The sequence below is a fragment of the Mesorhizobium sp. B2-7-2 genome, assembly GCF_006440775.1.
Taxonomy (GTDB): domain Bacteria; phylum Pseudomonadota; class Alphaproteobacteria; order Rhizobiales; family Rhizobiaceae; genus Mesorhizobium.
Map to the genome: position 1 here is coordinate 50,789 of NZ_VFTZ01000014.1, position 25,833 is coordinate 76,621.

The window sequence follows — 25,833 nt, forward strand, 5'->3', positions numbered from 1 at the left end:
TTTCGGACAGGCCGTGGAATGGCCCGGTCCCTTCCCACCGGTGAACCATCAACCTGAACAGTTGCACGGGGCTGTCTCAAACCAGACCCCGCACCACAGGAAGAGGCGTGGATATGATAGCCCAGAACTATGTCGGCTGCGACATCTCCAAGCAGTGGCTGGACTTTTTTGATGAGACAAGCGGCCGTCTTCGACGCATCGACAACCAGGCCGACACGATCGCGGCCTATGTGGCGGGCCTTGATCCCAGCCGCGACTTCGTCGTCATGGAGGCGACAGGCGTCCATGACCGGCTGCTGCGCCATGCGCTGGCCAAGGCCGGCGTGCCATTCTCGCGGCACAACCCGGCGCACACCCACCACTATTCGAAGTCGACCAGACGGCGCGCCAAGACCGATCCTCTCGATGCCAGGATGCTGAGCGACTACGGCCGCCGCTATCAGCCTGACGCCGAGCCGGCGCCACGCGAAGAAGGTGAACAGCTTCAGTCGCTTACCGGTCACCGCGATCAACTGGTCGAGATGCGGGCAACGCTGAAGACGCAACTCAGCGAGGCTTTCGAGGCGATCGTCATCACCAGCCTCAAAGACCTGATCGGCAGCCTCGATGCTCGCATCAAGGCGCTCGAGGGCCAGATCGCCGACATCATTCGTCAAGCCGAGGACACCGCCCGCGATTACACGCTCATGGTCTCCGTGCCCGGTGTCTCCAAGGTCGGCGCATTCTCGCTGCTGGCGCTCCTGCCCGAGCTCGGCAAGCGCTCTCCCAAGGCGATCGCCGCGCTCGTCGGCCTTGCCCCGTTCGACAACAAGAGCGGCAAGCTCAGCCGCAGGAGCCAGATCCAGGGCGGGCGATCACGCGTGCGCCGCGCCCTCTACATGGCAGCCCTCACTGCCATTCGAACCTGTGAGCGCTTCAAGACCTTCTACACCGCACTTGCCACCCGATCAGGGTCCAAGAAACTCGCCATCATCGCTGTCGCCAGGAAGCTCCTGGTCGTCCTCAACGCTATCGTTCGCGACAAAACCGCATTCGCGTGAACACAGTTGCCATTCCGTGAAGTCGAGGCGTTGCCACGCTGCAGAATTCTGCTCCGCAGCACCCACGGTTAAAGTCGCGGAATGGATCCTCGGGTCTGCGCGTCCGCTTCGCTTCCGCTCCGCCCGTGGATGACGAAGTTCGGGCGTTTCGCCAATCCTGCAAAATCGGTTACCGAAAAGCTTCGGCGCCAACGGGACGCCTTTGCGCCGCTCGACGCCGCTCTCTCGATTGCGCCTCGGTGAGCCCCCATATAGAGCGGTCGACGGCGCTTTTGTCCGCATCCGAGGCTCATGTCCCTGCCCGCAGCCATTTTCCGCAACGACGCGACCGCTCGTCAGCTGGTCTTCGATCGGCCGGATGAGATCATCGTCGCGCACGAGGCTGAAGAGTTCGGGCCTGCGCTTGAAAGGGCCCAGGCCGCCTCCGACTCCGGCAAATGGCTGGCGGGCTATCTCTCCTACGAAGCAGGTTACCTGCTCGAGCCGAAACTGGTGCCGCTGCTGCCTGAAGGCCGCCGCGCGCCGTTGGTCTGTCTTGGCGTCTTCGATGCGCCGGACGAGCAGGAGATCCCGCAGTCACGGGCGTCAGCAAGCAACGGCCCGATCTTCGATGCCCGCGCAGCCTGGTCCGCCGACGACTATGCAAGCCGCTTCGCGCGCCTCCACAACCACATCCGCAAGGGCGATTGCTACCAGGGCAACCTCACCTTCCCGGTCCGTGCGCAGTGGTCCGGCGATCCGCTTGCGGCCTTCGACGCGCTGACGGAACGCCAGCCGGTGAAATACGGCGCGCTGGTCTCGCTCGGCGACCCGATCGTCCTGTCGCGCTCGCCAGAACTGTTCTTCGAAATCGATGCCGACGGCATGATAGAGACGCACCCGATGAAGGGCACCGCGCCACGCGGCGCGACCAAGGCCGAGGACGCACGGCTGAAGGCCTTCCTGCGCAACGACGAGAAGAACCAGGCCGAGAACCGGATGATCGTCGACCTTTTGCGCAACGACATCTCGCTGATCAGCGAAGTCGGCACGCTCGACGTGCCGGAATTGTTCCGCATCGAGACCTATCCGACGGTGCACCAGATGGTCAGCCGCGTGCGGGCGCGGCTTTTGCCCGACATCGGCATCCGCCAGGTCTTCGCCGCGCTCTTTCCCTGCGGCTCGATCACCGGTGCGCCGAAGATCCGCGCCATGGAAATCCTGCACGACCTGGAAGACGCACCGCGAGACGTCTATTGCGGCGCCATCGGCTGGATCGCGCCGGACGGCAGGATGCGTTTTTCGGTGGCGATCCGCACCATCTCGCTCTTTGCCGACGGCGAGGCCGTCTACAATGTCGGCGGCGGCGTCGTCTTCGATTCGACCGCCGAGGAGGAGTATCGTGAGTGTCTGTTGAAAGCCCGCTTCGCGACGGGAACGGTGCCGGCTTCGAGCTGATCGAGACCATGCGCTGGGAGCCTGGCTCGGGCTTCCTGCGCTTCGAGCGCCACCTTGCGAGGCTTTATGCGTCCGCCGCCGAACTCGGCTTCGTCTGCGATCCTGAACGGATCGGTGAAGTGATTTCGAACACCGTCGGCGGGAACAAGCTTGCCTTGCGCGTGCGCCTTGCCTTGCAGCGCAATGGCGAAGCGACGGTCGCGGCTCAAGTCTATGAACCGGTGCCCGCCGACAAGGTCTGGCGGCTACAGCTGGCGCGAACACGGATCGATTCGGCCAACATGCTGCTGCGCCACAAGACAAGCCTGCGCCAGGTCTACACGCAGGCGCGCGCCGAATATCTCGCCACCCGCGCCGACGAAGTGCTTTTGGCCAACGAGCGCGGCGAGCTCTGCGAGGGCACGATCACCAATCTCTTCGCCGACTTCGGCGACGGCCCGCTTGCCACGCCCCGCCTCGATTGCGGCCTTTTGCCTGGAATATTGCGCGGCGCGCTTCTGGACGAAGGCCGCGCCGTGGAAGCGATCTACAGCTTCGACGACCTGAAGGCGGCGAAGGCGATCTTCGTCGGCAACTCGCTGCGCGGGCTGATCCCGGCGCGGCTTGGCTGACCGCGCCGGAGACATAAATGGATAGCACCCAAACAGGCATGACCGTTCGCCACCCGATCCACACGCCCTATGACGGGTCCTCGAAGCTCTTCACTATCGGGCTGAAGCCGCTCGACTTCGACCGCTGGATCGAGGTCGATGAATTGCTGCTGCCGCATCTGGCCGAGAAGCAACGGCTTTACACGGAAATCCCGGAAAAGGTCTTTGTCGAGGAAGACGGCACCCGGGACGCTCAGCGCGAAGTGCTGGACCTGCTCGTCGCGCATCTCGAAGCCGCGCATCCCGGCACGCACCGCCGCAGCGGAGTGGACGTCGAGCCGATCGGTTTCGAGACGGCAAGCGACAGGCTGCCTCCTGCCCTGCGCGAGGCGCCGCTGGCTAAGACTTCGCTGCTCGTCCAGGAAGATCTGATCCTGATGCGTCGCGACGAGCGCGGCTGGCGGCTCGCCGCCGGCTCGCTCTGCTTCCCTTCGTCCTGGTCACTGCAGGAGAAATTCGGCAAGCCGCTGCAGGAGATCCACGAGCCGGTGCCTGGATTCGGACCCGGCACGCGGCCGGCCGAGCTCATCAACCGTATGTTCGACGGCCTGCAGGGCCAGGCGGTCGAGCGCTTCAACTGGTCGATCCAGGCCGGCGATGCGCTCTATCATCCGCTCTCCAATGTCGAGCGCACCGACCGCGCCACGAATCGCCCGAGCCGCTTCGCCGACGGCGACGTCGACGCCCGCGCCTTCATCCGCGTCGAACGCCAGACGCTGCGCAAGCTTCCCTTGTCGCGCGACATCCTCTTCACCATCCGCATTCATCTCGATCCGCTCAAGCTGCTCATCCGCCATCCTGACCGGGCAGCCCTCGCCGTCTCCTTCGCGGAGCAGCTCCTGGCCCTCGACCAGCAACAACTTGACTATAAGGGCCTGACCGCGGACCGGGACCGGCTGGTCGAATTCCTCAGCGGCATGGCCTGCACGCCTTAACCAAGGTGCCAGCCTGGCCTGGCCGGCGATTGGTGCTTTTCGCTGGTTTATGACAATGATCTGTGGTGTAGCGCTTGGCCGTCGGGCAAAAGGCCCCGGTTTTGCGCGTGTTTGAAGGAGTGTGCGAAAAAATGGCGAACGAAAACTGGCCCGTTTACGGTGAAATCACCGGCCCTGTCGTGATGATCGGCTTCGGCTCGATCGGACGGGGAACGCTGCCGCTGATCGAGCGCCATTTCAAGTTCGACAAGTCGCGCATGACGGTCATCGACCCGCGCGACACCGACCGCAAGCTGCTCGACGAGCGCGGCATCGCCTTCATGCAGGACGCGGTGACCGAGAAGAATTACAAGAAGCTGCTGACGCCGCTTCTGACCAATGGCGGCGGCCAAGGCTTTTGCGTCAACCTGTCGGTCGACACCGGCTCGGTTGACCTGATGAAATTGTGCCGCAAGCTCGGCGTGCTCTACATCGACACTGTCGTCGAGCCGTGGCTCGGCTTCTATTTCGACGCCGAGGCCGACAATGCCAGCCGCACCAACTATGCGCTGCGCGAGGCGATGATCAAGGAAAAGCAGGATAAGCCGGGCGGCCCGACGGCGGTCTCCACCTGCGGCGCCAATCCCGGCATGGTCTCGTGGTTCGTCAAGAAGGCGCTGGTCAACCTCGCCACCGATCTTGGTCTCGACTTTTCGGAGCCCGCGCAGGAAGACCGCGAGGCCTGGGCCAGGCTGATGAAGAAGGCCGGCGTCAAGGGCATCCATATCGCCGAGCGCGACACCCAGCGCACCAAGAAGCCGAAGCCGATGAACGTGTTCTGGAACACCTGGTCAGTCGAAGGTTTTATCTCGGAGGGCCTGCAGCCGGCCGAGCTCGGCTGGGGCACGCATGAAAACTGGATGCCGAAGAACGGCAAGAAGCACAAGCACGGCTCCAAGGCGGCAATCTTTCTGGAACAGCCCGGCGCCAACACGCGCGTGCGCAGCTGGTGCCCGACGCCCGGCCCGCAATACGGCCTGCTGGTGACGCATAATGAGTCGATCTCGATCGCCGACTTCTTCACCGTGCGCTCGAAGAAGGGCAAGGTCCAATATCGCCCGACCTGCCACTACGCCTACCACCCCTGCAACGACGCCTTGCTGTCGCTGGACGAGATGTTCGGCGCCGCCGGCAAGCCGCAGCCGATCCACCACGTGCTCGACGAGAACGAGCTGGTCGACGGCGTCGACGAGCTCGGCGTGCTGCTCTACGGCCACGACAAGAACGCCTATTGGTATGGCTCGCAGCTGTCGCTAGCCGAGGCGCGCAAGCTCGCCCCCTACCAGAACGCCACCGGCCTGCAGGTCACCTCGGCGGTGCTCGCCGGCATGGTCTGGGCGCTGGAGAACCCCACTGCCGGTATCGTAGAAGCCGACGAGATGAATTACCGGCGTTGCCTCGACGTGCAGTCGCCCTATCTCGGCCCGGTCAGGGGCTATTACACCGACTGGACGCCGTTGGACAATCGGCCGGGCCTCTTCCCGGAGGACCTGGACAAGGACGACCCGTGGCAGTTCCGCAACATCCTGGTCCGATAGCAGCCGGACCTGCCGGAGCAATTCGAGCAAAAGTGTGAAACGGTTTTCCGTCCGCATTTGCGTGAAAACAAGGGGATAGAGCGGCTCGCCGTTTCCGTGAAGCGGTGGAGACGCTCTCCTTCGCCGCCTTGCAATCGCCCGGAAATCGGGCGATTGAGTATCGGCGGACTGAGGAGAGGATTTTCAAAATGACCATTGCGCGCAAACTGCTTTCAGCAGGCGCCGCGGCAAGCCTTCTGGCTGCGGCCGCCTGCACCACCACCGGCCCCGCGGACCAGCCCTCGATGGCAGCGCCGAAGGGCGTCGAGGGCAACTGGATCGACGCCAAGGGCACCGGCCTGTCGACCTTCGCGGCCGGCAGCTTCACCACCGTCGCCACCGATACCGGCCAGAAGCTGTCGGAAGGCAGCTACACCATGACCGGAGCGACCTCGGTCGAGATCCACGGCACCTCGCTGATCCGCCAGACGCCGGTCAGCTTCAACTGCCTGATGATCTCCACCAGCCAACTCAACTGCACCAGCGCCAGCGGCCAGAATTTCGTGCTGACGCGCCGGGCTTGAGAGTTCGCAAATCTTCAGCTGACAGGGCCGGCGGCGCAAGCCGCCGTCCTTTTTTGTGCCGGCAAACATCTCCCTGATTTGTGCTTGCATCGACCGGAACCCGATGTGAACATGACCGGAGCTGACTGTTATTTTCCAGTCAAGCGAGGGCATTAAGCATATTCGAAGTCAGCATATCCGGGAGACGAAGATGAAGAAGATTGCCGCGATCCTAGCCCTGTCGGCCTCGGCGCTCGGCCTGTCGGCGGGCGTGTCTTTTGCCGACTACACGCTGAACATCCTGCATTTCAACGATTGGCACAGCCGCATCGAAGGCAACAACAAATACGAGTCGACCTGCTCCGCCGACGAGGAGACCAAGGGCGAATGCATCGGCGGCGCCGGCAGGCTGGTCACGGCGATCGCTGAGGAACGCAAGAAGCTCGAAGGCCAGAACCTGCTGCTGCTCAATGCCGGCGACAGTTTCCAGGGATCGCTGTTCTACACCACCTACAAGGGTGCCGTGGAAGAGGAATTCCTCAATCAGATCAAGCCCGACGCGGTAACGCTCGGCAATCATGAGTTCGACGACGGCGAGACCGCGCTGGTTCCCTATCTCGACAAGGCGAAATTCCCGATCGTCAGCGCCAATGTCGTGCCCAATGACAAGTCCGGCGCCAAGGACAAGATCAAGCCTTCGATCGTCCTCGAGATCGGCGGCCAGAAGATCGGCATCGTCGGCGCCGTCACCAACGACACGCCCGAACTCGCCTCGCCCGGCCCGAACATCGCCATTACGGACGACGTCAAGTCGATCACCGGCGAGGTCGAGAAGCTCAAGGCGCAAGGCATCAACAAGATCATCGCGGTCACCCATATCGGCTACAGGCGCGAGCGCGACGTCATAGCGAAAATCCCGGGTGTCGACGTGGTGGTCGGCGGTCACAGCCACACTCTTCTGTCGAACACCGATCCGAAGGCCGAGGGACCGTACCCGACGATGGTCGACAACCCCGACGGTTACAAGGTGCCGGTGGTGCAGGCGGCGTCCTATTCGAAATATCTCGGTGAGTTCAAGGTCGTGTTCGACGACAACGGCGTCGTCAAGGAGGCAAGCGGCGCGCCGATCTATCTCGACAAGTCGATCACCCCCGATCCCGCCGTTCTTGCCCGCATCAAGGAACTCGGCGCGCCGATCGAGGCGCTGAAGAACAAGGAGGTGGCCGAGACCACCAAGGCCATCGACGGCAGCCGCGAGAATTGCCGCGCGCGCGAATGCGAGATGGGCAATCTCGTCTCCGACGCCATTCTCGAGCGCACCAAGGGCCAGGGCGTCGAAATCGTCATCTCCAATGGCGGCGGTCTGCGCGCCTCGATCGACCAGGGCACGGTGACCATGGGCGAGGTGCTGACCGTGCTGCCATTCCAGAACACGCTGGCTACTTTCAAGATCTCGGGCAAGGACCTGGTTGCGGGCCTTGAAAACGGCCTCAGCCAGATCGAGGACGGCGCCGGCCGCTTCCCGCAGGTTGCCGGCATCAAATATTCCTTCGACAGATCCGTCGCGCCCAATGCCGGCCGCGTCAAATCGGTCGAGGTGATGGAGAACGGCGCCTGGACGCCGATCAGCCCGGACAAGCAGTACCTCGTCGCCACCAACAACTACGTCCGCCAGGGCGGCGACGGCTACAAGGTTTTCGCCGACAAGGCGAGCGACGCCTATGACTACGGCCCCGGCCTGGAGCAGGTCGTGGCCGACTATCTCGGCGCCCACCGCCCCTACACGCCGAAACTCGATGGCCGCATCACCGAGCTTGCGGCAACGGCGGCGGCGGCCGAGCCGGCCAAGCCCGCGGAACCGGCGAAGCCTGCCGAGACCGCTCCCGCCACCCAGGCGCCCGCGAACGGGGCAGCAAAACCAGCCGAGACGTCGCCGGCAAGCGGCGAACCCGCCATGCCGGCTCCGCCTTCCGGTTCCAGCGACATTGCCGGCACGCCGCCGGCCGTTTCTACTGAAACCGCTCCGGCCGCGCCCACCGAGACCGCGAAGCCGGCCGAGACCGCGCCCGCGGCGCCGGCCGCAGAACCGGCAAAGCCCGCCGAGACCGCCCCGGCAACGCCTGCTCCCGCAGCCGAGCCGGTCAAGCCGGCGCAGGCAACACAGGCCGAAGCGAAACCGGCCGAGACCAGCCACACCATCGCCGCCGGCGATACCTATTGGGACCTGGCCAAAAAAGCCTATGGCGACGCAACCAAGTGGAAGCTGATCTCCGAAGCCAACAAAGATTATAAGCCGCGTCGCCTGCCGCTCGGCGCGACGCTGACCATTCCGCCTGCCGCGAAGTAACGCCTGGTCCGGGACTGATCGCGCCCGTCCGGGCAACCGGGCGGGTGTTCCTTTTTGAAGCCCTGACGCGATAAGGTGCGGCCAGACGCAGCATTGAAAACCGGCAGGGCATCGCTAGGTTCCGCGGCGCTACCGGAGATTGTTGATGACTCTTGCCAACCCCACCGATGCCAAAGCCGCAAAGGCCGTCGGCCTGCCGTCGGCGCGTGCCGCGCCGGTAAGGCCGGGCAAGATCGGCGTGATGCTGGTCAATCTCGGCACGCCCGACGGCACGGACTTCAGGCCGATGTGGCGCTACCTGCGCGAATTCCTCTCCGATCCGCGCGTCATCGAGCTCAACAAGGCGATCTGGTATCCGATCCTGTATGGACTGGTGCTGACGACCCGGCCGAAAAAATCCGGCGCCAACTATGCCCGTATCTGGAACCGGGAGATGAACGAGTCGCCGCTGCGCACTTTCACCCGCGCTCAAGGTCAAAAGCTGGCCGCCGCACTTACCGACCTGCCCGATGTGGTGGTCGACTGGGCGATGCGCTACGGCAATCCCTCGACGGCAAGCGTCACTCAGAAACTCGTCGACCAAGGCTGCGACCGCATCCTCACCTTTCCGCTCTATCCGCAATATTCGGCGACGACGACGGCGACCGCCAACGACCAGCTGTTCCGCGCGCTGATGAAGATCAGGCGCGCGCCGGCGATCCGCAGCGTGCCGCCCTATTATGGCGAACCGGTCTATATCGACGCGCTAGCGCGTTCGATCGAGCAGCACCTGGCGACCCTCGACTTCGTGCCGGAGGTGGTGATCGCCTCCTATCACGGCATCCCCAAGCCCTATTCCGACAAGGGCGATCCCTACGGGGCGCATTGCCTGGAGACCACGCGGCTGCTGCGGGCAAGGCTCGGCTGGGACGAGAACAAGCTCATCGCCACCTTCCAGTCGCGTTTCGGCGCGCAGGAATGGCTGCAGCCTTACACCGATGTCACCGTCGAGCAACTGGCTAAGGACGGCGTGAAATCGATCGCCGTCGTCAATCCCGGTTTCTCCGTCGACTGCATCGAGACGCTGGACGAGATCGGCCGCGAGGCGGCCGAAACCTTCCATCACGCCGGCGGCGAGAATTTCGCGCATATCCCCTGCCTCAACGACAGCGCCGAGGGCATGGCGGTCATCGAAGCGCTGGCGCGGCGCGAGCTTTGCGGCTGGGTATGACTGGTTTCACCGGCTAATGCATGTCGCCCAGAAGTGTGCAGCGGTTCTGGGACAACGACATGCATCAAGACAAAGACTTGAAGCGCGTCGACGGAACCCCTTTCAGCGCGACGCGCTTTAGCTAGAAATCGGTGCGCAAAAGCCTTCGCTAACCAATATTCCCGATCACCTGATTGTAACGCTGCGGAAACACACTTAAGTGATTCCGTGAGGTCGCCGCCTTTTGAGGGAGAAACGAAATGGGCTTCAGCGGTTTCGATATTGCCATCATTGTTCTTGTCTTCCTGGTCATCATCCTTCTTTTCAAAGGCATCAAGACGGTGCCGCAAGGTTATAATTACACGGTGGAACGCTTCGGCCGGTACACCAAGACGCTGACGCCTGGCCTGAACATCATCAACCCCATCTTCGAGCGCGTCGGCGCCAAGATGAACATGATGGAGCAGGTGCTCGACGTGCCGACGCAGGAGATCATCACTCGCGACAACGCCATCGTTGGTGTCGACGGCATCGCCTTCTACCAGATCCTCAATGCCGCGCAGGCCGCTTATCAGGTGGCCGGGCTGCAGAACGCCATTCTCAACCTGACCATGACCAATATCCGTACCGTCATGGGCTCGATGGACCTCGATGAATTGCTGTCCAACCGCGACGCCATCAACGAGCGCCTGTTGCGCGTCGTCGATGAGGCGGCGCATCCGTGGGGCATCAAGATCACGCGCGTCGAGATCAAGGACATCAATCCGCCGGCCAATCTCATCGAATCAATGGGCCGCCAGATGACGGCCGAGCGCAACAAGCGCGCCCAGATCCTGGCCGCCGAAGGCCTCAAGCAGTCGCAGATCCTCGAGGCCGAGGGCCGCAGGGAAGCAGCCTTCCGCGACGCCGAGGCGCGCGAGCGCTCGGCCGAAGCGGAGGCCAAGGCGACGCAGGTCGTGTCGGAAGCCATCGCCAAGGGCGACGTCCAGGCGCTCAACTACTTCATCGCCCAGAAATACACCGAGGCGCTGACCAGGATCGGCTCGGCCACGAACAGCAAGGTGGTGCTGATGCCGCTGGAAGCCTCGTCGCTGATCGGCACGCTCGGCGGCATTGGCGAGATCGCCAAGGAAGTTTTCAGGAGTGAAGGTACGGCCGGCGCGCAGCGGCAGGCCGCACGCCCGCCGCTGGTTCGGCCGAACGAAAACTGAGATCATAGGAGGCTGCTCCCATGTTCGACCGTATCGTTTCCGAACTCGGCCCGTGGAACTGGATGGTTCTGGGCTTCGTGCTCCTGGTGATGGAGATCGTCGCGCCGGGCGTCTTCATGCTGTGGATCGGCATCGCCGCGCTCATCGTCGGCGCCGTGTCGCTGGCGATATGGGACGCCGCTTTCTGGACCTGGCAGGTGCAGGTGCTGGCGTTCCTGATCCTGTCGCTGATCTCGGCTTTCGTCGGCAAAAAACTGATGGCCGGCCGCCACGACGATGCCGACCAGCCGCTGCTCAACCGCCGCGGCGCGCAGATGGTGGGCAAGCTGGCGACGCTGGCCGAGCCCATCAAGGACGGCCGCGGCCGCATCAAGCTCGGCGACACGCTGTGGCGCGTTTCCGGTCCTGACCTGCCTGCTGGCACGCAAGTGCGCGTTGTCGGCGCCGCCGACACCGACCTGGAGCTGACGGTCGAGGCGGCCTGAACCGAGACAGTATCGGACGGGCTGAGACTAAGGCAATTCCAGGAAAAGTGCGTGGCTAGAGCAATTCCAGGAAAAGTGTGAAGCGGTTTTCCGTTCGGAATTGCGTAAAAACAAAAAGATAGAGCGGTTCGCCGTTTCCGTGAAATGGCGAACCGCTCTACGCTGCGCCAATGCGCAGCAGGTCGTGGAAGTGAACCACGCCCACCGGCATTTTGTCTTTGGTCACGACCAGCGCGCCGATATTGTGCTCGTTGAGCATGGCGATCGCCGTCCCGGCGAGCGTCTGCGGATCGATCGTCTTGGGCGTGCGGGTCATGACCTCATCGACGGTCACGTCGGCCAGATTGCGATGCAGATTGCGTGCAACGTCGCCGTCGGTCACGATCCCGACCAGTTTGCCGTTCGCATCGACGATGCAGACGCACCCGACTTTCTTCTGCGACAGCGTCATCACCGCTTCCGGCATCTTGGTGCCGAGCAGGGCGAGCGGCACCTGATCGCCGGTCCGCATGATCTCCGACACCAGGGTTAGGTTGGCGCCAAGCTGCCCCCCGGGGTGCAAGGTTCGGAAGTGATCAGGCGTGAAGCCCCGCGCTTCGAGCAGAGCGATGGCCAACGCGTCGCCCAGTACCAGTTGGAGAAGCGTCGATGTCGTCGGCGCCAGCCCGTGCGGACAAGCCTCGGGCACGACCGGCAGCAGCAAAACCACATCGGCCGCACGCGCCAGCGCCGAGCTCTCGCCGGAAGTAATGGCGATCAGCGGGATGGAAAAACGCCTCGAATAGGCGACGATGCCCATCAATTCCTTGCTTTCGCCCGACCAGGACATGGCGATTATGGCGTCGTCCTTGGCGATCATGCCGAGATCGCCGTGATTGGCCTCGGCCGGATGGACGAAAAAGGCTGGCGTGCCGGTCGAGGCAAGCGTCGCGGCGATCTTGGCGCCGATATGGCCGCTCTTGCCGACGCCGGTGACGATGACGCGGCCCTCGATCCGCGAGATCAGGTCGATCGCAGCGGCAAAAGGCTCGGTCAGCCCGTTTGCGAGCGCGGCGGCCAGGGCCGCCACGCCGGTCTGCTCCGTGGCCACCGTTCTCAGCGCCGATTCGATCGCGGCCTGCCTGTCCGGCTGCTTTCTTTCTGGGGACCCCGCATGCATGGAGCAAGCGATTAGCGCTTTGCCGCGCCCCTGTCCAACGGAATTGCCTTCAACCTCCGATTGGGGAGCTCTGAGGCGGCTCTCTCAACCCTCCGTTAACCATCCGCATTTACGGTTCGGTAAGTATGGCGCAACCGCGCCGCGCAAGCAGTGGTGACGATGTCCGGGGGCCAGCCTGAAACGAAAATCGGTCGGAAGGGCATTGCCGTTGCAGCACTGCTGCTGACGGCAATCGCGCTTGCCTTGCTGCATCCCGCGCCGGCATTCTCGCAGGAAACCGAGCTGCGCGGCGAAGTCTCCGAATCGGCCATACTCGCCGACCAGCAGCGCAAGGCCAGGCAGTTGCGGGCGCAGGGATCGCAGGGTCAGACCCCGACCGCCGCTGCCGTCCAGGATGCGGCATCGACGACCTACCAGCCGTCAAGCCCCGGCGCCGTTCCCGATGACGATCAGACGGCGGGCGCGACGGACAGCATCTTCGACCAGCCGCAGGCAACGGACGATCCATTGGCCGACACGAAGGCCCCGGTAAAACGCCGCCGGCCCTCGACCGCGAATCAGCGCGCCCGCGACACCAAGGCCGGCACCAAGACCGCCGACAAGAAAAAGCCCAAGAAGAAAACCGGCGAAACGACGGACAGCACGACCACCGCCGCGACCGCCGGCACAGTCAGCCGGACCGACGCCACCGCCACCGGCGATGAGGACGGCAGCAACCGCCGTGCCGTTACCATCGACAGCGTCGACAAGCAGAAGCTGGACCCCGGTCAGGAACGCACCGCCTCCATCGAAGGCCTGAAAGTCAAGCCGGAGGATGATCCCTTCGCCGCGCCGGGCGTCAAGGTCGGCACCTTTCTCTTGCGGCCGACGCTCGAGCAGGGCTTCACCGCGACCTCCAATGCCGATTCCAGCAGCACCGGCAAATCGGCGGTTCTGTCCGAGACGGCGCTGCGCTTCACCGCGACCTCCGACTGGCGCGAGAATTCGGCTTTGATCACCGGCTACGGCCAGTTCCGCAACACCGTCTCTGGCCAGAAGATCAACGATGCGCAGGGCCGTATCGAGGGCCAGCTCAATGTCGACCTCGACAACGAGCTGCGCGCCATCGCCAAGCTGGGCTATGAAGCCGCGCCCGAATCGGCCTCCTCGCCGGACGCGATCGCCGGTGTCACCCAACAGCCGCTGCGCCAGACCGTCGACGGCAGCCTCGGTCTCGAAAAGAGTGTCGGCAAGATGCGCTACGCGCTGACCGGCGCGGTCTCGCATGATTTCTACGGCGATGCCGAGCTCTCCGACGGCACCACCGTTTCGCAGAAGGATCGCGACTCCACGCTCTATACCGCGACCTTGCGCACCGGCTACGAGATTTCGCCGGCGCTGACGCCGTTCACGGAAGTCGAGGCCGGGCGGCGCCTCTATGACCTGCGCGTCGACACCGACGGCTTCGAGCGATCCTCGACCAGGCTTGGCGCGCGCGCCGGCCTCGAGCTCGACATGGGCGAGAAGCTGTCGGGCGAATTTTCCGTCGGCTGGCTGCGCGAGGCGATCGACGACAACCGCCTTCCTGCGGTAGCGGGTCCGAGCATCGATGCCGATCTCAAATGGTCGCCCGAGCGCGGCACCACTATAGGCCTGACCGGCAGGACCAGGGTCGAAACAACCACGACGGCCAATGAGAGCGGCGATATCCTCTACTCCGGCCGTCTGACCGGGGAGCGCCAGATTCGCGCCAATCTGACGGCGAACTCGGCGCTCGGCCTCGACTGGCGCGATTACACCGGCTCCGACGGCCACGATTTGATCCTGAGCGCCGAGGCCGGACTGACCTGGTGGCTGAACCGCTATGCCGGGGTCACCACCAGGGTGAGGACGGAGAAGCTGACCAGCAACCTGCCTGGCCGAGACTATACGACCAACAGCGTCTATCTCGGCCTGAAGGTCCAGCGCTGAAGAGCAGCAACGGCCCAAGCCTATGCCGAGATTCAGGTCAGGCCGAGTCGAGAACGGTGGGTTCCGAGAACCGGCCTACGCCGGCCGAAGCCCTTATAGAGCGGACACACTTTATGAGGCTTCGGCCGGCGAAGGCCGGAGCGGAGCGTACTCAAAGTACGTGAGCATCGGAAGCGCAGGAACCTGCCGTTCGCAGACCGGCCTCACCTGAATATCGGCATAGGCTACGACGCGGCGCCGCGCCGCTCTACCGGCTGCACCTCGTCCAGCAGCGTGCGGATGACGCCGGCCATGCTTCCGTTCATGTCGCTGCGCCAGAGCGCGAAGGCGACATTGGCCTCGACGAAACCTTCCGGCGAGCCGCAATCGAAGGTGCGCCCCTTGTAGTGATAGCCGTAGAAGGCCTGCTGTTTCTCCAGCTTCAGCATCGCGTCGGTCAGCTGAATCTCGTTGCCGGCGCCGCGTTCTTGGCTTTCCAGGATGCCGAAGATTTCCGGCTGCAGGATGTAGCGGCCGTTGATGAAGAGGTTGGAGGGCGCGGTGCCCTGCTTCGGCTTCTCCACCATGCCGGTGATGCGGAAGCCGTGGTGCGTGTCCTCGCCACGGCCGACAATGCCGTATTTATGCGCCTCGGCCGGATCGCATTCCTGCACGGCGATGATGTTGTTGCCGGTCTCGGCATAGAGCTCGACCATGTCCTTCATGCAGCTCTTTTCCGACTGCATGATCATGTCCGGCAGAAGCAGGGCGAACGGCTCCTCGCCGACCAGCTCGCGGGCGCACCAGACGGCGTGGCCAAGGCCCATCGGCACCTGCTGGCGCGTGAAGCTCGTCTGTCCGGGAGCCGGCTGCAGCCGCTGCAGGCGGGCGAGCTGATCGTCCTTGCCGCGCTGGGCAAGCGTGTCATAGAGCTCGAACTGGACGTCGAAATGATCCTCGATGACCGCCTTGTTGCGCCCGGTCACGAAGATGAAATGCTCGATGCCGGCCTCGCGCGCCTCATCGACCACATATTGGATGACCGGCCGGTCGACGACAGTGAGCATTTCCTTCGGGATGGCCTTGGTGGCCGGCAGAAACCGCGTGCCGAGGCCGGCGACCGGGAAAACTGCCTTGCGAACGCGCTTCATGCTGACACCCCCTGCGTTTCGGCCAATTATCCGCTCGGCAGCACGCTCCGCAATCCCCCCAAACATTTTCACGGCGGAATCATTTTCACGCCGGAATGTCGGATTAAGGGCGAACAGTGAACGTGTCAGCTAAAAGCCGCGACATCTCTTTTCGTTCCCTGCGGCACCTATGGTAAACCAAATGCTAACCCGGTTCGGCGTTGAATGATCCTTCCTGATTTGACGAAGGAGGAAATGATGTCCGTTCGCAACACCGCGAGGCGCCTGACGGCACTGGCGACGGCCGCCGGCCTCACGCTGGCCTTGCTGATGCCCGCCGGACCCGCTTTCGCCGATGCCGGATTCCGCCAGTGGGTCTCGGATTTCCGCGCCACCGCGGTGGCGGGCGGCGTTTCGGGCGCGGTCTACGACCAGTCGATGAGAGGCATCGAGCCCGACCCGGTCGTGCTGGAAAAGGCCCGCACCCAGCCGGAATTCACCGCGCCCGCCTGGGACTATTTCGATAACCGCGTGCACGACCAGGCAGTCGCCAACGGCCAGGCGATGGCGAAGAAATGGAGGCCGTGGCTCGATCGCATCGAGGCGCGGTTCGGTGTCGACCGCAATATCCTTTTGGCCATCTGGTCGATGGAATCGAACTATGGCGAGACGCTCAAGCGCGACGACATCATGCGCAACGTCGTCCGCTCGCTGGCGACGCTTGCCTATGGCGATCCGAAGCGGTCGAAATATGCCCGCACCCAACTGATCTCGGCCTTGAAGATCCTGCAGACCGGCGACATCGACGAAAGCCATCTGATGGGCTCCTGGGCAGGCGCGATGGGCCAGACCCAATTCATCCCGACCAGCTACCAGCGCTATGCGGTCGACATGGACGGCAATGGCAAGCGCGACATCTGGAGTTCGATCCCCGACGCGCTGGCGACCTCCGCCAATCTGCTCAAGAAGAACGGCTGGCAGGCCGGCAAGACCTGGGGCTATGAGGTCTCCATACCAGCCGGCAAATTGCCCGGCGGCGCAAAGACGATCGCCCAATGGCAGACGCTCGGCGTCGTCAGGGCCAGCGGCAAGCCGTTCAAGAACCTGACCGACAAGGCGACGTTGAAAGTGCCGGACGGCCGAAGTGGACCCGCCTTCCTGATGATCAGGAATTTCTCTGTCATCAAGGCCTACAACAACGCCGACAAATACGCTTTGGCCGTGGGCCTTCTGGCCGACGAGATCGCCGGCGGCACCGGCCTGGTGCAGGACTGGCAGCGGCCTTTCACCAAGCTCAGCTTCGAGGAACGGCAGGAACTGCAGAAGCGGCTTTCAGATCACGGCTATTATGATGGCAAGTTCGACGGCAAGATCGGCGATGGCTCGAAAGCCGCCATCATGGCCTACCAGGCCAAGGTCGGCTTGAACCAGGATGGCTATCCGAGCCTGGAAGTGCTCAAATGGCTCCGCAAGCAGTAGAGCCTGGGGAAGCGCCAGCATCCTCTCAAAGACGGCAAGGATGCTGTAACGCTTCGGCTTGCGCATGACTTTCCTACGTCTTCCGGTCATGCGCCAAGGGATGGAGAGATGTTTGGTTTCGGTTGCGCGTATCAGGCAGGGCATTCGCCGGGCGCCGATCCTGATTCTCGCCCTGGCCGTGCTCGTCGTCACTGCCGCCGGCGCCTTCCACGCACCGGCATTCGCGCAGGAGGAAAGCCGCGGCTGGTCGTTGCGTGACCTTCTGTTCCCGCGCCGCAGCGAACGCGTCGAGCCACCGTTCGAAATCCAGAAATCAAGGCCGAAGTCGAAGAAGAAATCCAAGCCGCGCCCGCCGGCCGAGCCGGAAACGCCGATCGTCGAGAAGACGAACGACGCCCGTGTCGTGCTGGTGGTCGGCGATTTTCTGGCGGGCGGGCTGGCCGAGGGCCTGGACACCGCCTTTGCCGACAATCCCGCCGTCAGGATCGTCGCCCGCGCCAACGGGTCGTCGGGCTTCGTTCGCGACGATTTCTATAACTGGCCGGTCGAGATCAAGTCGCTGATCGAGACCGAGAAGCCGTCGGCCGTGATCGTCATGCTGGGCTCCAATGACCGCCAGCAGATGCGGGTCGGCGAGGTGCGCGAGCAGCCCCGCTCGGAGAACTGGACCAAGGAATACGAGCGCCGCGCCGATGCGCTCGGCAAGGCCATCCAGGACACTAAGGTGCCGTTCCTATGGGTCGGCATGCCGGCTTTTCGCGTGTCGAAGATGAACTCGGACATGCTTGCCTTCAACGACATCTACCATTCGGTCGCCGAAAAGCATGGCGGCGAATTCGTCGATGTCTGGGACGGCTTCGTCGACGAGAACGGCGCTTTCGTCACCTCCGGCCCGGACATCAACGGCCAGCCTGTTCGGCTGCGTTCCGATGACGGCATCAACGTTACCAAGGCCGGCAAGCGCAAGCTCGCCTTCTATACGGAAAAGCCGCTGGCGAAGATCCTGGGCCTTGCGGCGCCGGGAAGTGTCACGACCGTGTCGGCGCCGGCCGGCGCTCCGGTCGAGGCGCCGAAGCCGGCCGCGGCGCCCGTCATCGTCGACCGCACCGCGCCGATGCTGCTCGCCGACCCGGCGCTGGACGGCGGCACCGAGCTGCTCGGCGCCGCGCAGCCGGCCAGGGCCGATCCGAACCTGCCCGGCGAAAAGCTGATCGTCGAAGGCAAGGCGCCCGCCGCCTCGCCCGGCCGCGCCGACGATTTTTCGTGGCCGCCGAAGACGCAGCCGGCGACAGCAGCCGTCGAGTCGGACCCCACGCCCGCCAGCCCTTAATCGACGTCCATCGGATTCGTCGGGATATCCGTTAAAGAGATCGCCGTTAGATCGTCCTGCGCGAAAGCGATTTCACGCCAAGCCGAACAATGGCATTGTTCTATTCCGTGGGATTACGGGGGGGCGAACATGTCGGCGACGGGCTATGCCTTGCTTGGCTTCGTAACTTGGACCCTCCTCCTGCTTGTATGGATGGAGATTCTGCGCACCCATCTTGTGGTGAGTGGGCGCATCCCGGCAAATGGCTTCACGCCGGATAACGCAGGTCTTTCGCCCTTTCTGCAGCGGCTTGCGCGAGCCCACGCCAATTGCATTGAGGGACTCCCGATATTCGGAGGCCTCATGGGCGTGGCCATGATGACTTCGCGGACGGGGATCACCGACCCCCTTGCTTACTGGTTTATCGCCGCGCGGCTAATCCAGTCGGCAATTCATCTGGCGTCGACAAGTCCAAACGCGGTCAAGGCTCGATTTTCCGCGTTCGCGGTCCAGATGGCCATCGGCCTCTACTGGGCGGTAAAGCTGCTGGTCAGTTAGGCGCTTCAAGAAGCTAGAGCATGATCCCGAGAAGTGGGAACCGGTTTTCGGATAAAGATCATGCTCCAACAAAGAGTTAGACCGCGATGGCGATTCAACGAAACGCCATCATGGTCTAACGGCTGACTGCTTTGAAGCCTTACCGCGGCAGCACCGTCGATCCCATCAGCGCCTCGTCGATCGAGCGCGCCGCCTGGCGGCCCTCGCGGATCGCCCACACCACCAGCGACTGGCCGCGGCGCACGTCGCCCGCCGCATAGAGCTTGTCGACGCTGGTCCTGTAGTCGCGATCATTGGCCTCGACATTGTTCGAGCGGCGGCTGTCTGTGACGATCTTGATCTTGCCGTCGAGCTCCTTCATCAGGCTGTCGCCCGCCGGGCCGGCGAAGCCGATGGCGATGAAGGCGAGATCGGCGCGGATGACGAACTCGCTGCCTGCGATCGGCTTGCGCTTGTCGTCGACCTCGCAGCAGCGCACACCGGTCAGCTGGCCTTCCTCGCCGATGAACTCGAGCGTCGCCACTTGGAATTCGCGCTCGGCGCCCTCGGCCTGCGAGGAGGACGTGCGCATTTTCGTCGCCCAGTAGGGCCAGACGGCAAGCTTGTCTTCCTTCTCCGGCGGCTGCGGACGGATGTCGAGCTGCGTCACGCGCACCGCGCCCTGGCGGAAGGCGGTGCCGATGCAGTCGGATGCGGTGTCGCCGCCGCCGACGACCACGACATGCTGGCCGCCGGCAATGATCGGGTGCGAGGGCCAGGCGACCGACTGGATCGGCTCGCCGCCGACGCGGCGGTTCTGCTGCACCAGATAGGGCATGGCGTCATAGACGCCGCTGAGATCGCTGCCCGGAATGCCGGCCGGACGCGGCGTCTCCGAACCACCGCAATAGAGCACTGCGTCGAATTCCCCGAGCAGATCGGCCGCTTTCATGTCCACGCCGACATTGACGCCGCAATGGAAGGTCACCCCCTCGCCCTGCATCTGCTCGATGCGCCGATCGATATAGTGCTTCTCGATCTTGAAGTCCGGTATGCCGTAACGCATCAGCCCGCCGGGGCGGCTCTCGCGCTCATAGACGTGCACGTCGTGCCCGGCGCGGCCGAGTTGCTGCGCCGCCGCCATGCCGGCCGGGCCGGAGCCGATGACGGCAACCCGTTTGCCGGTCTTCTTCTCCGGCGGATAGGGCCGGATGTGGCCGGTCTCGTAAGCCTTGTCGGCGATCGCCTGCTCGACCGTCTTGATGGCGACCGGAATGTCCTCGAGGTTCAGCGTGCAGGCTTCCTCGCAGGGCGCGGGACAGATGCGGCCGGTGAACTCCGGGAAATTGTTGGTCGAATGCAGGTTGCGGATCGCGTTGTCCCAGTCGCCATTGTAGACGAGGTCGTTCCAGTCCGGGATCTGGTTATGGATCGGGCAGCCGGTCGGCCCGTGGCAGAACGGAATGCCGCAATCCATGCAACGCGCGGCCTGTTTCTCGACTTCCTTGTCCGACATCGGCAGCGTGAATTCACGGAAGTGCCGGACGCGGTCCGAGGCAGGCTGGTACTTGTGCACCTGCCGGTCGATCTCGAGAAAGCCTGTTACCTTGCCCATAGTCCAGTCCCTGCCTGTCCGAAGGCACGCTTTTGTCGCGCACCCGTTAACCCCATAAGGCTGCCATGGCAACCTTCGTTCCGAGGTCAGGATTGTTGGTGAGGATGCCGGCCGGAAAGTCATCTTCCCGGCCGTGCCCGAAACCTATTCCGCCGCCACGCTCATGCGCATGCGTTCCATCTCGATCAGCGCGCGGCGATATTCCACCGGCATGATTTTCCGGAATTTCGGCCTAAAATTCTGCCAGTCGTCGAGGATCTCGCGGCCGCGCACCGAACCGGTGAAATGCACGTGGTTCGAGATCAGCTGGTAGAGCCGCTCCTCGTCGTGGCTGGTCATGTCGCCGGAGACGTCGACGCGGCCCTTGTGGTCGAGGTCGCCGCCGTGATGGAGCAGCTTCTCCATCAGGTCGTCCTCTTCCGGGACCGGCTCCAGCTCGACCATCGCCATGTTGCAGCGTTCGGCGAAATCGCCCTTCTCGTCCAGCACATAGGCGACGCCGCCCGACATGCCGGCCGCGAAGTTGCGCCCGGTCTTGCCGAGCACGACGACGATGCCGCCGGTCATGTATTCGCAGCCGTGGTCGCCGACGCCCTCGACGACCGCCGCCACGCCGGAATTGCGCACCGCGAAACGCTCGCCGGCGACGCCGGCGAAATACGCCTCGCCTTCGGTGGCGCCGTAGAGCACCGTGTTGCCGACGATGATCGAGTCCGCCGCGACGATCTTGGCCTCTTGCGGCGGCCGGATGACGATGCGGCCGCCCGACAGGCCCTTGCCGACATAGTCGTTGCCGGCGCCGACCAGCTCGAAGGAGACGCCGCGCGCCAGGAAGGCGGCGAAGGACTGGCCGGCGGTGCCGGTCAGCTTCACCTTTATCGTGTCCTCGCGCAGGCCCTTGTGCTTGAAACGCTTGGCGACTTCACCCGACAGCATGGCGCCGACAGAGCGGTCGACATTGCGGATCGGCAGCTCGATGGTGACCGGCTGTTTGGCGTCCAGCGCCGGCTTCGCCAGCTCGATCAGCTTGCGGTCGAGCACGTCGTCGATCGGATGCTTCTGCCGCTCGGTCCAGTGCAGCGCCTCATGCGGCGCGTCCGGCTTGAAGAACATCTTCGAGAAGTCGAGCCCGCGCGCCTTCCAGTGTTGGATGACGTCGCGCTTTTCCAGGAGATCGGTGTCGCCGATGATCTGGTCGATATGGGTGAAGCCCATGTCGGCAAGCAGGCCCCGCACCTCTTCCGCCACGTAGAAGAAGAAGTTGATGACGTGCTCGGGCGTGCCCTTGAAGCGCTTGCGCAGCACCGGGTCCTGCGTCGCCACGCCGACCGGGCAGGTGTTGAGGTGGCACTTGCGCATCATGATGCAGCCGGCCGCGATCAGCGGCGCGGTCGAGAAGCCGAACTCGTCGGCGCCGAGCAGCGCGCCGATGATGACGTCGCGCCCGGTGCGCAGGCCGCCATCGACCTGCAGCGCGACGCGCGAGCGCAAGCCGTTGAGCACCAGCGTCTGGTGCGTTTCGGCGAGGCCCATTTCCCACGGGCTGCCGGCATGCTTGAGCGAGGTCAGCGGCGAAGCACCGGTGCCGCCGTCATAGCCGGAGATGGTGATGTGGTCGGCGCGCGCCTTGGCGACGCCCGCCGCGACCGTGCCGACGCCGACCTCCGACACCAGCTTGACCGAGACGTCGGCCGCCGGATTGACGTTCTTCAGGTCGTAGATCAGCTGCGCCAGATCCTCGATCGAATAGATGTCGTGATGCGGCGGCGGCGAGATCAGGCCGACGCCGGGCGTCGAGTGCCTGACCTTGGCGATGGTCGCGTCGACCTTGTGTCCGGGCAGCTGGCCGCCCTCGCCGGGCTTGGCGCCCTGCGCCACCTTGATCTGCATGACGTCGGAATTGACCAGATATTCCGCCGTGACGCCGAACCGGCCGGAGGCGACCTGCTTGATCGCTGAGCGTTCCGGATTCTTGCCGCCGCCGGGCAGCGGCAGATAGCGGTCGGCCTCTTCGCCGCCCTCGCCGGTGTTCGACTTGCCGCCGATGGCGTTCATGGCGCGCGCCAGCGTGGTGTGCGCTTCCCGGGAGATCGAGCCGAACGACATCGCCCCGGTCGAGAAGCGCTTGACGATCTCGGCCGCCGGCATGACGTCCTCGATCGCGACCTTCTTGCGGCCGGTCTCTTCCGCTGTTCTGATCTTGAACAGGCCGCGAATGGTCTGGGCGCGCGCGGTCGCGCTGTCGATCTGCGCCGAATAGTCCTTGAACGTGTCCCATGAGCCCTGCCGCACGGCGTGCTGCAGGCTGGCGACGGCATCGGGCGACCACATATGCGCCTCGCCGCGCATGCGGAACATGTATTCGCCGCCGACCTCGAGATTGTTGCGCAGCACCGGATCGCTGCCGAAGGCGTCGCTGTGGCGGCTGAGCGTCTCGGTGGCGATCTCGTCCAGGCCGACGCCTTCGATCAGCGTCGCTGTGCCGGTGAAATACTTCTCGACGAAGTCCGACTTCAGCCCGATGGCGTCGAAGATTTGCGCGCCGCAATAGGACTGGTAGGTCGAGATGCCCATCTTGGACATCACCTTGAGGATGCCCTTGCCGATCGACTTGATGTAGCGCGAGACCACCTCGTATTCGTCGACCTCTTCCGGCAGCTCGCCGCGCTTGTGCATGTCGAGCAGCGTATCGAAGGCGAGATAGGGATTGATCGCTTCGGCGCCGTAGCCGGCCAGGCAGCAGAAGTGATGCACCTCGCGCGGCTCGCCGGATTCCACCACGAGGCCGACCGAGGTGCGCAGGCCCTTGCGGATCAGGTGGTGGTGCACGGCCGCCGTCGCCAGCAGCGAAGGAATGGCGATGCGGTCCGGCCCGACCTGGCGGTCGGACAGGATGATGATGTTGTAGCCGCCGGCGACCGCCGCCTCTGCCCGCTCGCAGAGCCGGTCGATGGCGCCCTGCATGCCGGCCGCGCCCTCATTCGAACCATAGGTGACGTCGATCGTCTTGGTGTCGAACCTATCCTCGGTGTGGCCGATGGAGCGGATCTTTTCCAGATCGCCATTGGTCAGGATCGGCTGGCGCACCTCGAGCCGCTTGCGGCGCGACGTGCCGACCAGGTCGAAGATGTTTGGCCGCGGCCCGATGAACGATACCAGGCTCATCACCAGCTCCTCGCGGATCGGGTCGATCGGCGGATTGGTGACCTGGGCGAAATTCTGCTTGAAATAGGTGTAGAGCAGCTTCGACTTGTCCGACATCGCCGAGATCGGCGTGTCGGTGCCCATCGAACCCACCGCTTCCTGGCCGGTGGTGGCCATCGGCGCCATCAAAAGCTTGGTGTCTTCCTGCGTGTAGCCGAAGGACTGCTGGCGATCGAGCAGGCTGACATCCTTGCGCAGCGCGCGCGGCTCGACCGGCTTCAGGTCTTCCAGGATGAGCTGCGTGTTGGCGAGCCAGGTCTTGTAGGGATGCCTGGTCGCGATCTCCGACTTGATCTCCTCGTCGGAGACGATGCGGCCCTTGGCGAGATCGATGAGCAGCATGCGGCCGGGCTGCAGCCGCCACTTCTGCACGATCTTTTCCTCCGGCACCGGCAGCGCGCCGGCTTCCGACGCCATGATGACGCGGTCGTCGTCGGTGACGATGTAGCGCGCCGGGCGCAGGCCGTTGCGGTCGAGCGTGGCGCCGATCTGGCGGCCGTCGGTGAAGACCACCGCCGCCGGTCCATCCCACGGCTCCATCAGCGCCGCATGGTACTCGTAGAAAGCCTTGCGGTCGGCGTCCATGAGCTTGTTGCCGGCCCAGGCCTCCGGGATCAGCATCATCATGGCGTGGGTAAGCGAGTAGCCGCCCTGGAACAGGAACTCGAGCGCGTTGTCGAAGCACGCCGTGTCCGACTGGCCTTCATAGGAGATCGGCCAGAGCTTCGAGATGTTGTTGCCGAACAGCTCGGAATCGACCGAGGCCTGGCGCGCCGCCATCCAGTTGTTGTTGCCGCGCACGGTGTTGATCTCGCCATTGTGCGCGACCATGCGATAGGGATGCGCCAGCTTCCATGACGGGAAGGTGTTGGTCGAGAAGCGCTGGTGGACGAGGATCAGCGCCGTCTCGAAACGCGGATCCTTGAGGTCCTTGTAATAAGCGCCGACCTGATAGGCCAGGAACATGCCCTTGTAGACGATGGTGCGCGCCGACAGCGACACGCAATAGGCGCCGATGTCCTTGTTGTCGTTCTCGGCATAGATGCGGCCCGAGATCACCTTGCGCAGCAGGTAGAGCCGCGCCTCATACTCCTCGTCGTCCGTGATGTCGGCCGTGCGGCCGATGAACACCTGCCGATGGAACGGCTCGGACGCCACGATATCCGGCGCCTTCGACAGCGACGAATTGTCGACCGGGACGTCGCGGAAGCCGATAAGTGGCAGCCCTTCCGACTGCGCCGATTCCGCGATGATCTCTTCGATATGGGCGCGCAGTGCCGCGTCCTGGGGCATGAACCAGTGGCCGACGCCGTATTGGCCGGCCGGCGGCAGTTCGACGCCCACGACCGCCATTTCCTTGCGGAAGAAAGCGTCCGGGATCTGCACCAGCACGCCGGCGCCGTCGCCGACCAGCGGGTCAGCGCCGACGGCGCCGCGATGGGTGAGGTTTTCCAGCATCGCCAGACCGTCCTCGACGATCCCGTGCGACTTCACGCCCTTCATATTTGCGATGAAGCCGACGCCGCAGGCGTCGTGCTCGTTGCGCGGATCATAGAGGCCCTGCGCGGTCATGCCGTTGGCGGTTCGCAGCCCTTTGGCCAGGACGGTATTTTTAACGGCTGCCGCTTTCGTCTGCGCGGCCTGGCCGTTGATCGCAGATGGCGTCAGTTCCGTCATCGTCCTATCCTCCGTTCTCCACCTTAGCCCCGACTGTCTCAGGGCGCTGGTTTGCCTTGGGAAGCGAGAGTGCTTCCCCTTCATGTTGCTGCACGTCTCGCGAAATCCATCGAACCATACGGCTATACGCCCGGTTCGCATCCGGTATCGTACAGGCCAGAGCCGGGCCGTCTACCCGCCGCTCGCGACAATGGCCGGAATGGCAGCAATGATACGCCAGTCCGGCCTGTTTTGTGCGACAAAATAAGACAGCACTACTGTCCTAAATTTTTATGGCAGAAATCAGACAGCGGCACAAGACCGATTCACAAAAAACTTGGGCGTGCTGCGACACAAAATTTCGTGACGAGCGCCCGAAACGCAAGCTTTGGTCTCGGTCTT

At 63.9% G+C, this 25,833-nt stretch carries 18 protein-coding genes; 14 read left to right on the forward strand and 4 right to left on the reverse strand.

Annotated elements, in window-relative coordinates; translation table 11 throughout:
- Window positions 1-113 precede the first annotated feature (113 nt).
- The 10 genes from FJ425_RS19370 (at window position 114) to FJ425_RS19415 (ending at window position 11,413) form a co-directional block, all read left to right on the forward strand.
- A complete protein-coding gene (locus FJ425_RS19370) occupies window positions 114-1,040 on the forward strand; it encodes an IS110 family transposase (protein WP_246677963.1) in 927 nt (308 codons plus the stop codon).
- A gap of 291 nt (window positions 1,041-1,331) precedes the next feature.
- Entirely contained in the window at window positions 1,332-2,477 is a 1,146-nt protein-coding gene (locus tag FJ425_RS19375; RefSeq protein ID WP_140632400.1) for an aminodeoxychorismate synthase component I, read from the forward strand.
- Window positions 2,426-3,088, forward strand: coding sequence for an aminotransferase class IV family protein (locus tag FJ425_RS19380; RefSeq protein WP_140632403.1), 663 nt, complete (start codon window positions 2,426-2,428; stop codon window positions 3,086-3,088). Before FJ425_RS19375 ends, FJ425_RS19380 begins: the two co-directional genes overlap by 52 nt.
- 17 nt (window positions 3,089-3,105) lie before the next feature.
- On the forward strand, window positions 3,106-4,062 hold the full coding sequence (locus FJ425_RS19385) for a DUF3445 domain-containing protein (RefSeq protein ID WP_246677960.1): 957 nt from the start codon (window positions 3,106-3,108) through the stop codon (window positions 4,060-4,062).
- A gap of 131 nt (window positions 4,063-4,193) precedes the next feature.
- Entirely contained in the window at window positions 4,194-5,639 is a 1,446-nt protein-coding gene (locus tag FJ425_RS19390) for a homospermidine synthase (protein ID WP_140725458.1), read from the forward strand.
- A gap of 188 nt (window positions 5,640-5,827) precedes the next feature.
- A complete protein-coding gene (locus FJ425_RS19395; protein ID WP_140632410.1) occupies window positions 5,828-6,202 on the forward strand; it encodes a hypothetical protein in 375 nt (124 codons plus the stop codon).
- 190 nt (window positions 6,203-6,392) lie between these two features.
- A complete protein-coding gene (locus FJ425_RS19400) occupies window positions 6,393-8,528 on the forward strand; it encodes a 5'-nucleotidase C-terminal domain-containing protein (protein ID WP_140725461.1) in 2,136 nt (711 codons plus the stop codon).
- 145 nt (window positions 8,529-8,673) lie between these two features.
- Window positions 8,674-9,738 (forward strand): ferrochelatase, encoded by a 1,065-nt coding sequence (gene hemH, locus FJ425_RS19405; protein ID WP_140725464.1) that lies wholly within the window; start codon window positions 8,674-8,676, stop codon window positions 9,736-9,738.
- Window positions 9,739-9,977: 239 nt separating this feature from the next.
- Window positions 9,978-10,928 (forward strand): SPFH domain-containing protein, encoded by a 951-nt coding sequence (locus FJ425_RS19410; RefSeq protein ID WP_095766330.1) that lies wholly within the window; start codon window positions 9,978-9,980, stop codon window positions 10,926-10,928.
- A 20-nt stretch (window positions 10,929-10,948) separates the two neighbouring features.
- Entirely contained in the window at window positions 10,949-11,413 is a 465-nt protein-coding gene (locus tag FJ425_RS19415; RefSeq protein WP_095766329.1) for an NfeD family protein, read from the forward strand.
- A 157-nt stretch (window positions 11,414-11,570) separates the two neighbouring features.
- Here the strand turns inward: FJ425_RS19415 and FJ425_RS19420 are convergent, their stop codons facing one another.
- On the reverse strand, window positions 11,571-12,572 hold the full coding sequence (locus FJ425_RS19420; RefSeq protein ID WP_140541855.1) for a KpsF/GutQ family sugar-phosphate isomerase: 1,002 nt from the start codon (window positions 12,570-12,572) through the stop codon (window positions 11,571-11,573).
- A gap of 159 nt (window positions 12,573-12,731) precedes the next feature.
- Between FJ425_RS19420 and FJ425_RS19425 the strand changes: the two genes are divergently transcribed.
- Window positions 12,732-14,522 carry an outer membrane beta-barrel protein gene (locus FJ425_RS19425; protein WP_140725467.1) on the forward strand — a complete coding sequence of 597 codons (1,791 nt, stop codon included), beginning with the start codon at window positions 12,732-12,734 and terminating at the stop codon, window positions 14,520-14,522.
- A 224-nt stretch (window positions 14,523-14,746) separates the two neighbouring features.
- Here the strand turns inward: FJ425_RS19425 and galU are convergent, their stop codons facing one another.
- Window positions 14,747-15,652 (reverse strand): UTP--glucose-1-phosphate uridylyltransferase GalU, encoded by a 906-nt coding sequence (gene galU, locus FJ425_RS19430; protein WP_140541857.1) that lies wholly within the window; start codon window positions 15,650-15,652, stop codon window positions 14,747-14,749.
- Window positions 15,653-15,889: 237 nt separating this feature from the next.
- On the opposite strand from galU, the gene FJ425_RS19435 reads away from it, so the two are divergent.
- From FJ425_RS19435 to FJ425_RS19445, 3 genes are all read left to right on the forward strand, one after another.
- On the forward strand, window positions 15,890-17,110 hold the full coding sequence (locus tag FJ425_RS19435; protein ID WP_140541926.1) for a lytic murein transglycosylase: 1,221 nt from the start codon (window positions 15,890-15,892) through the stop codon (window positions 17,108-17,110).
- Window positions 17,111-17,222: 112 nt separating this feature from the next.
- The gene (locus FJ425_RS19440; protein WP_140725470.1) at window positions 17,223-18,440 is read left to right on the forward strand and encodes a DUF459 domain-containing protein; all 1,218 of its coding nucleotides are present in this window, start codon (window positions 17,223-17,225) and stop codon (window positions 18,438-18,440) included.
- A gap of 129 nt (window positions 18,441-18,569) precedes the next feature.
- Window positions 18,570-18,977, forward strand: a complete 408-nt coding sequence (locus FJ425_RS19445) for an MAPEG family protein (protein WP_140725473.1) — start codon at window positions 18,570-18,572, stop codon at window positions 18,975-18,977.
- A 139-nt stretch (window positions 18,978-19,116) separates the two neighbouring features.
- Here FJ425_RS19445 and FJ425_RS19450 read toward each other — a convergent pair whose 3' ends face one another.
- Both FJ425_RS19450 and gltB read right to left on the reverse strand, forming a co-directional pair.
- Window positions 19,117-20,571 carry a glutamate synthase subunit beta gene (locus tag FJ425_RS19450; RefSeq protein WP_140725476.1) on the reverse strand — a complete coding sequence of 485 codons (1,455 nt, stop codon included), beginning with the start codon at window positions 20,569-20,571 and terminating at the stop codon, window positions 19,117-19,119.
- A gap of 144 nt (window positions 20,572-20,715) precedes the next feature.
- Entirely contained in the window at window positions 20,716-25,452 is a 4,737-nt protein-coding gene (gene gltB / locus FJ425_RS19455) for a glutamate synthase large subunit (protein WP_140725479.1), read from the reverse strand.
- Window positions 25,453-25,833: the final 381 nt, after the last annotated feature.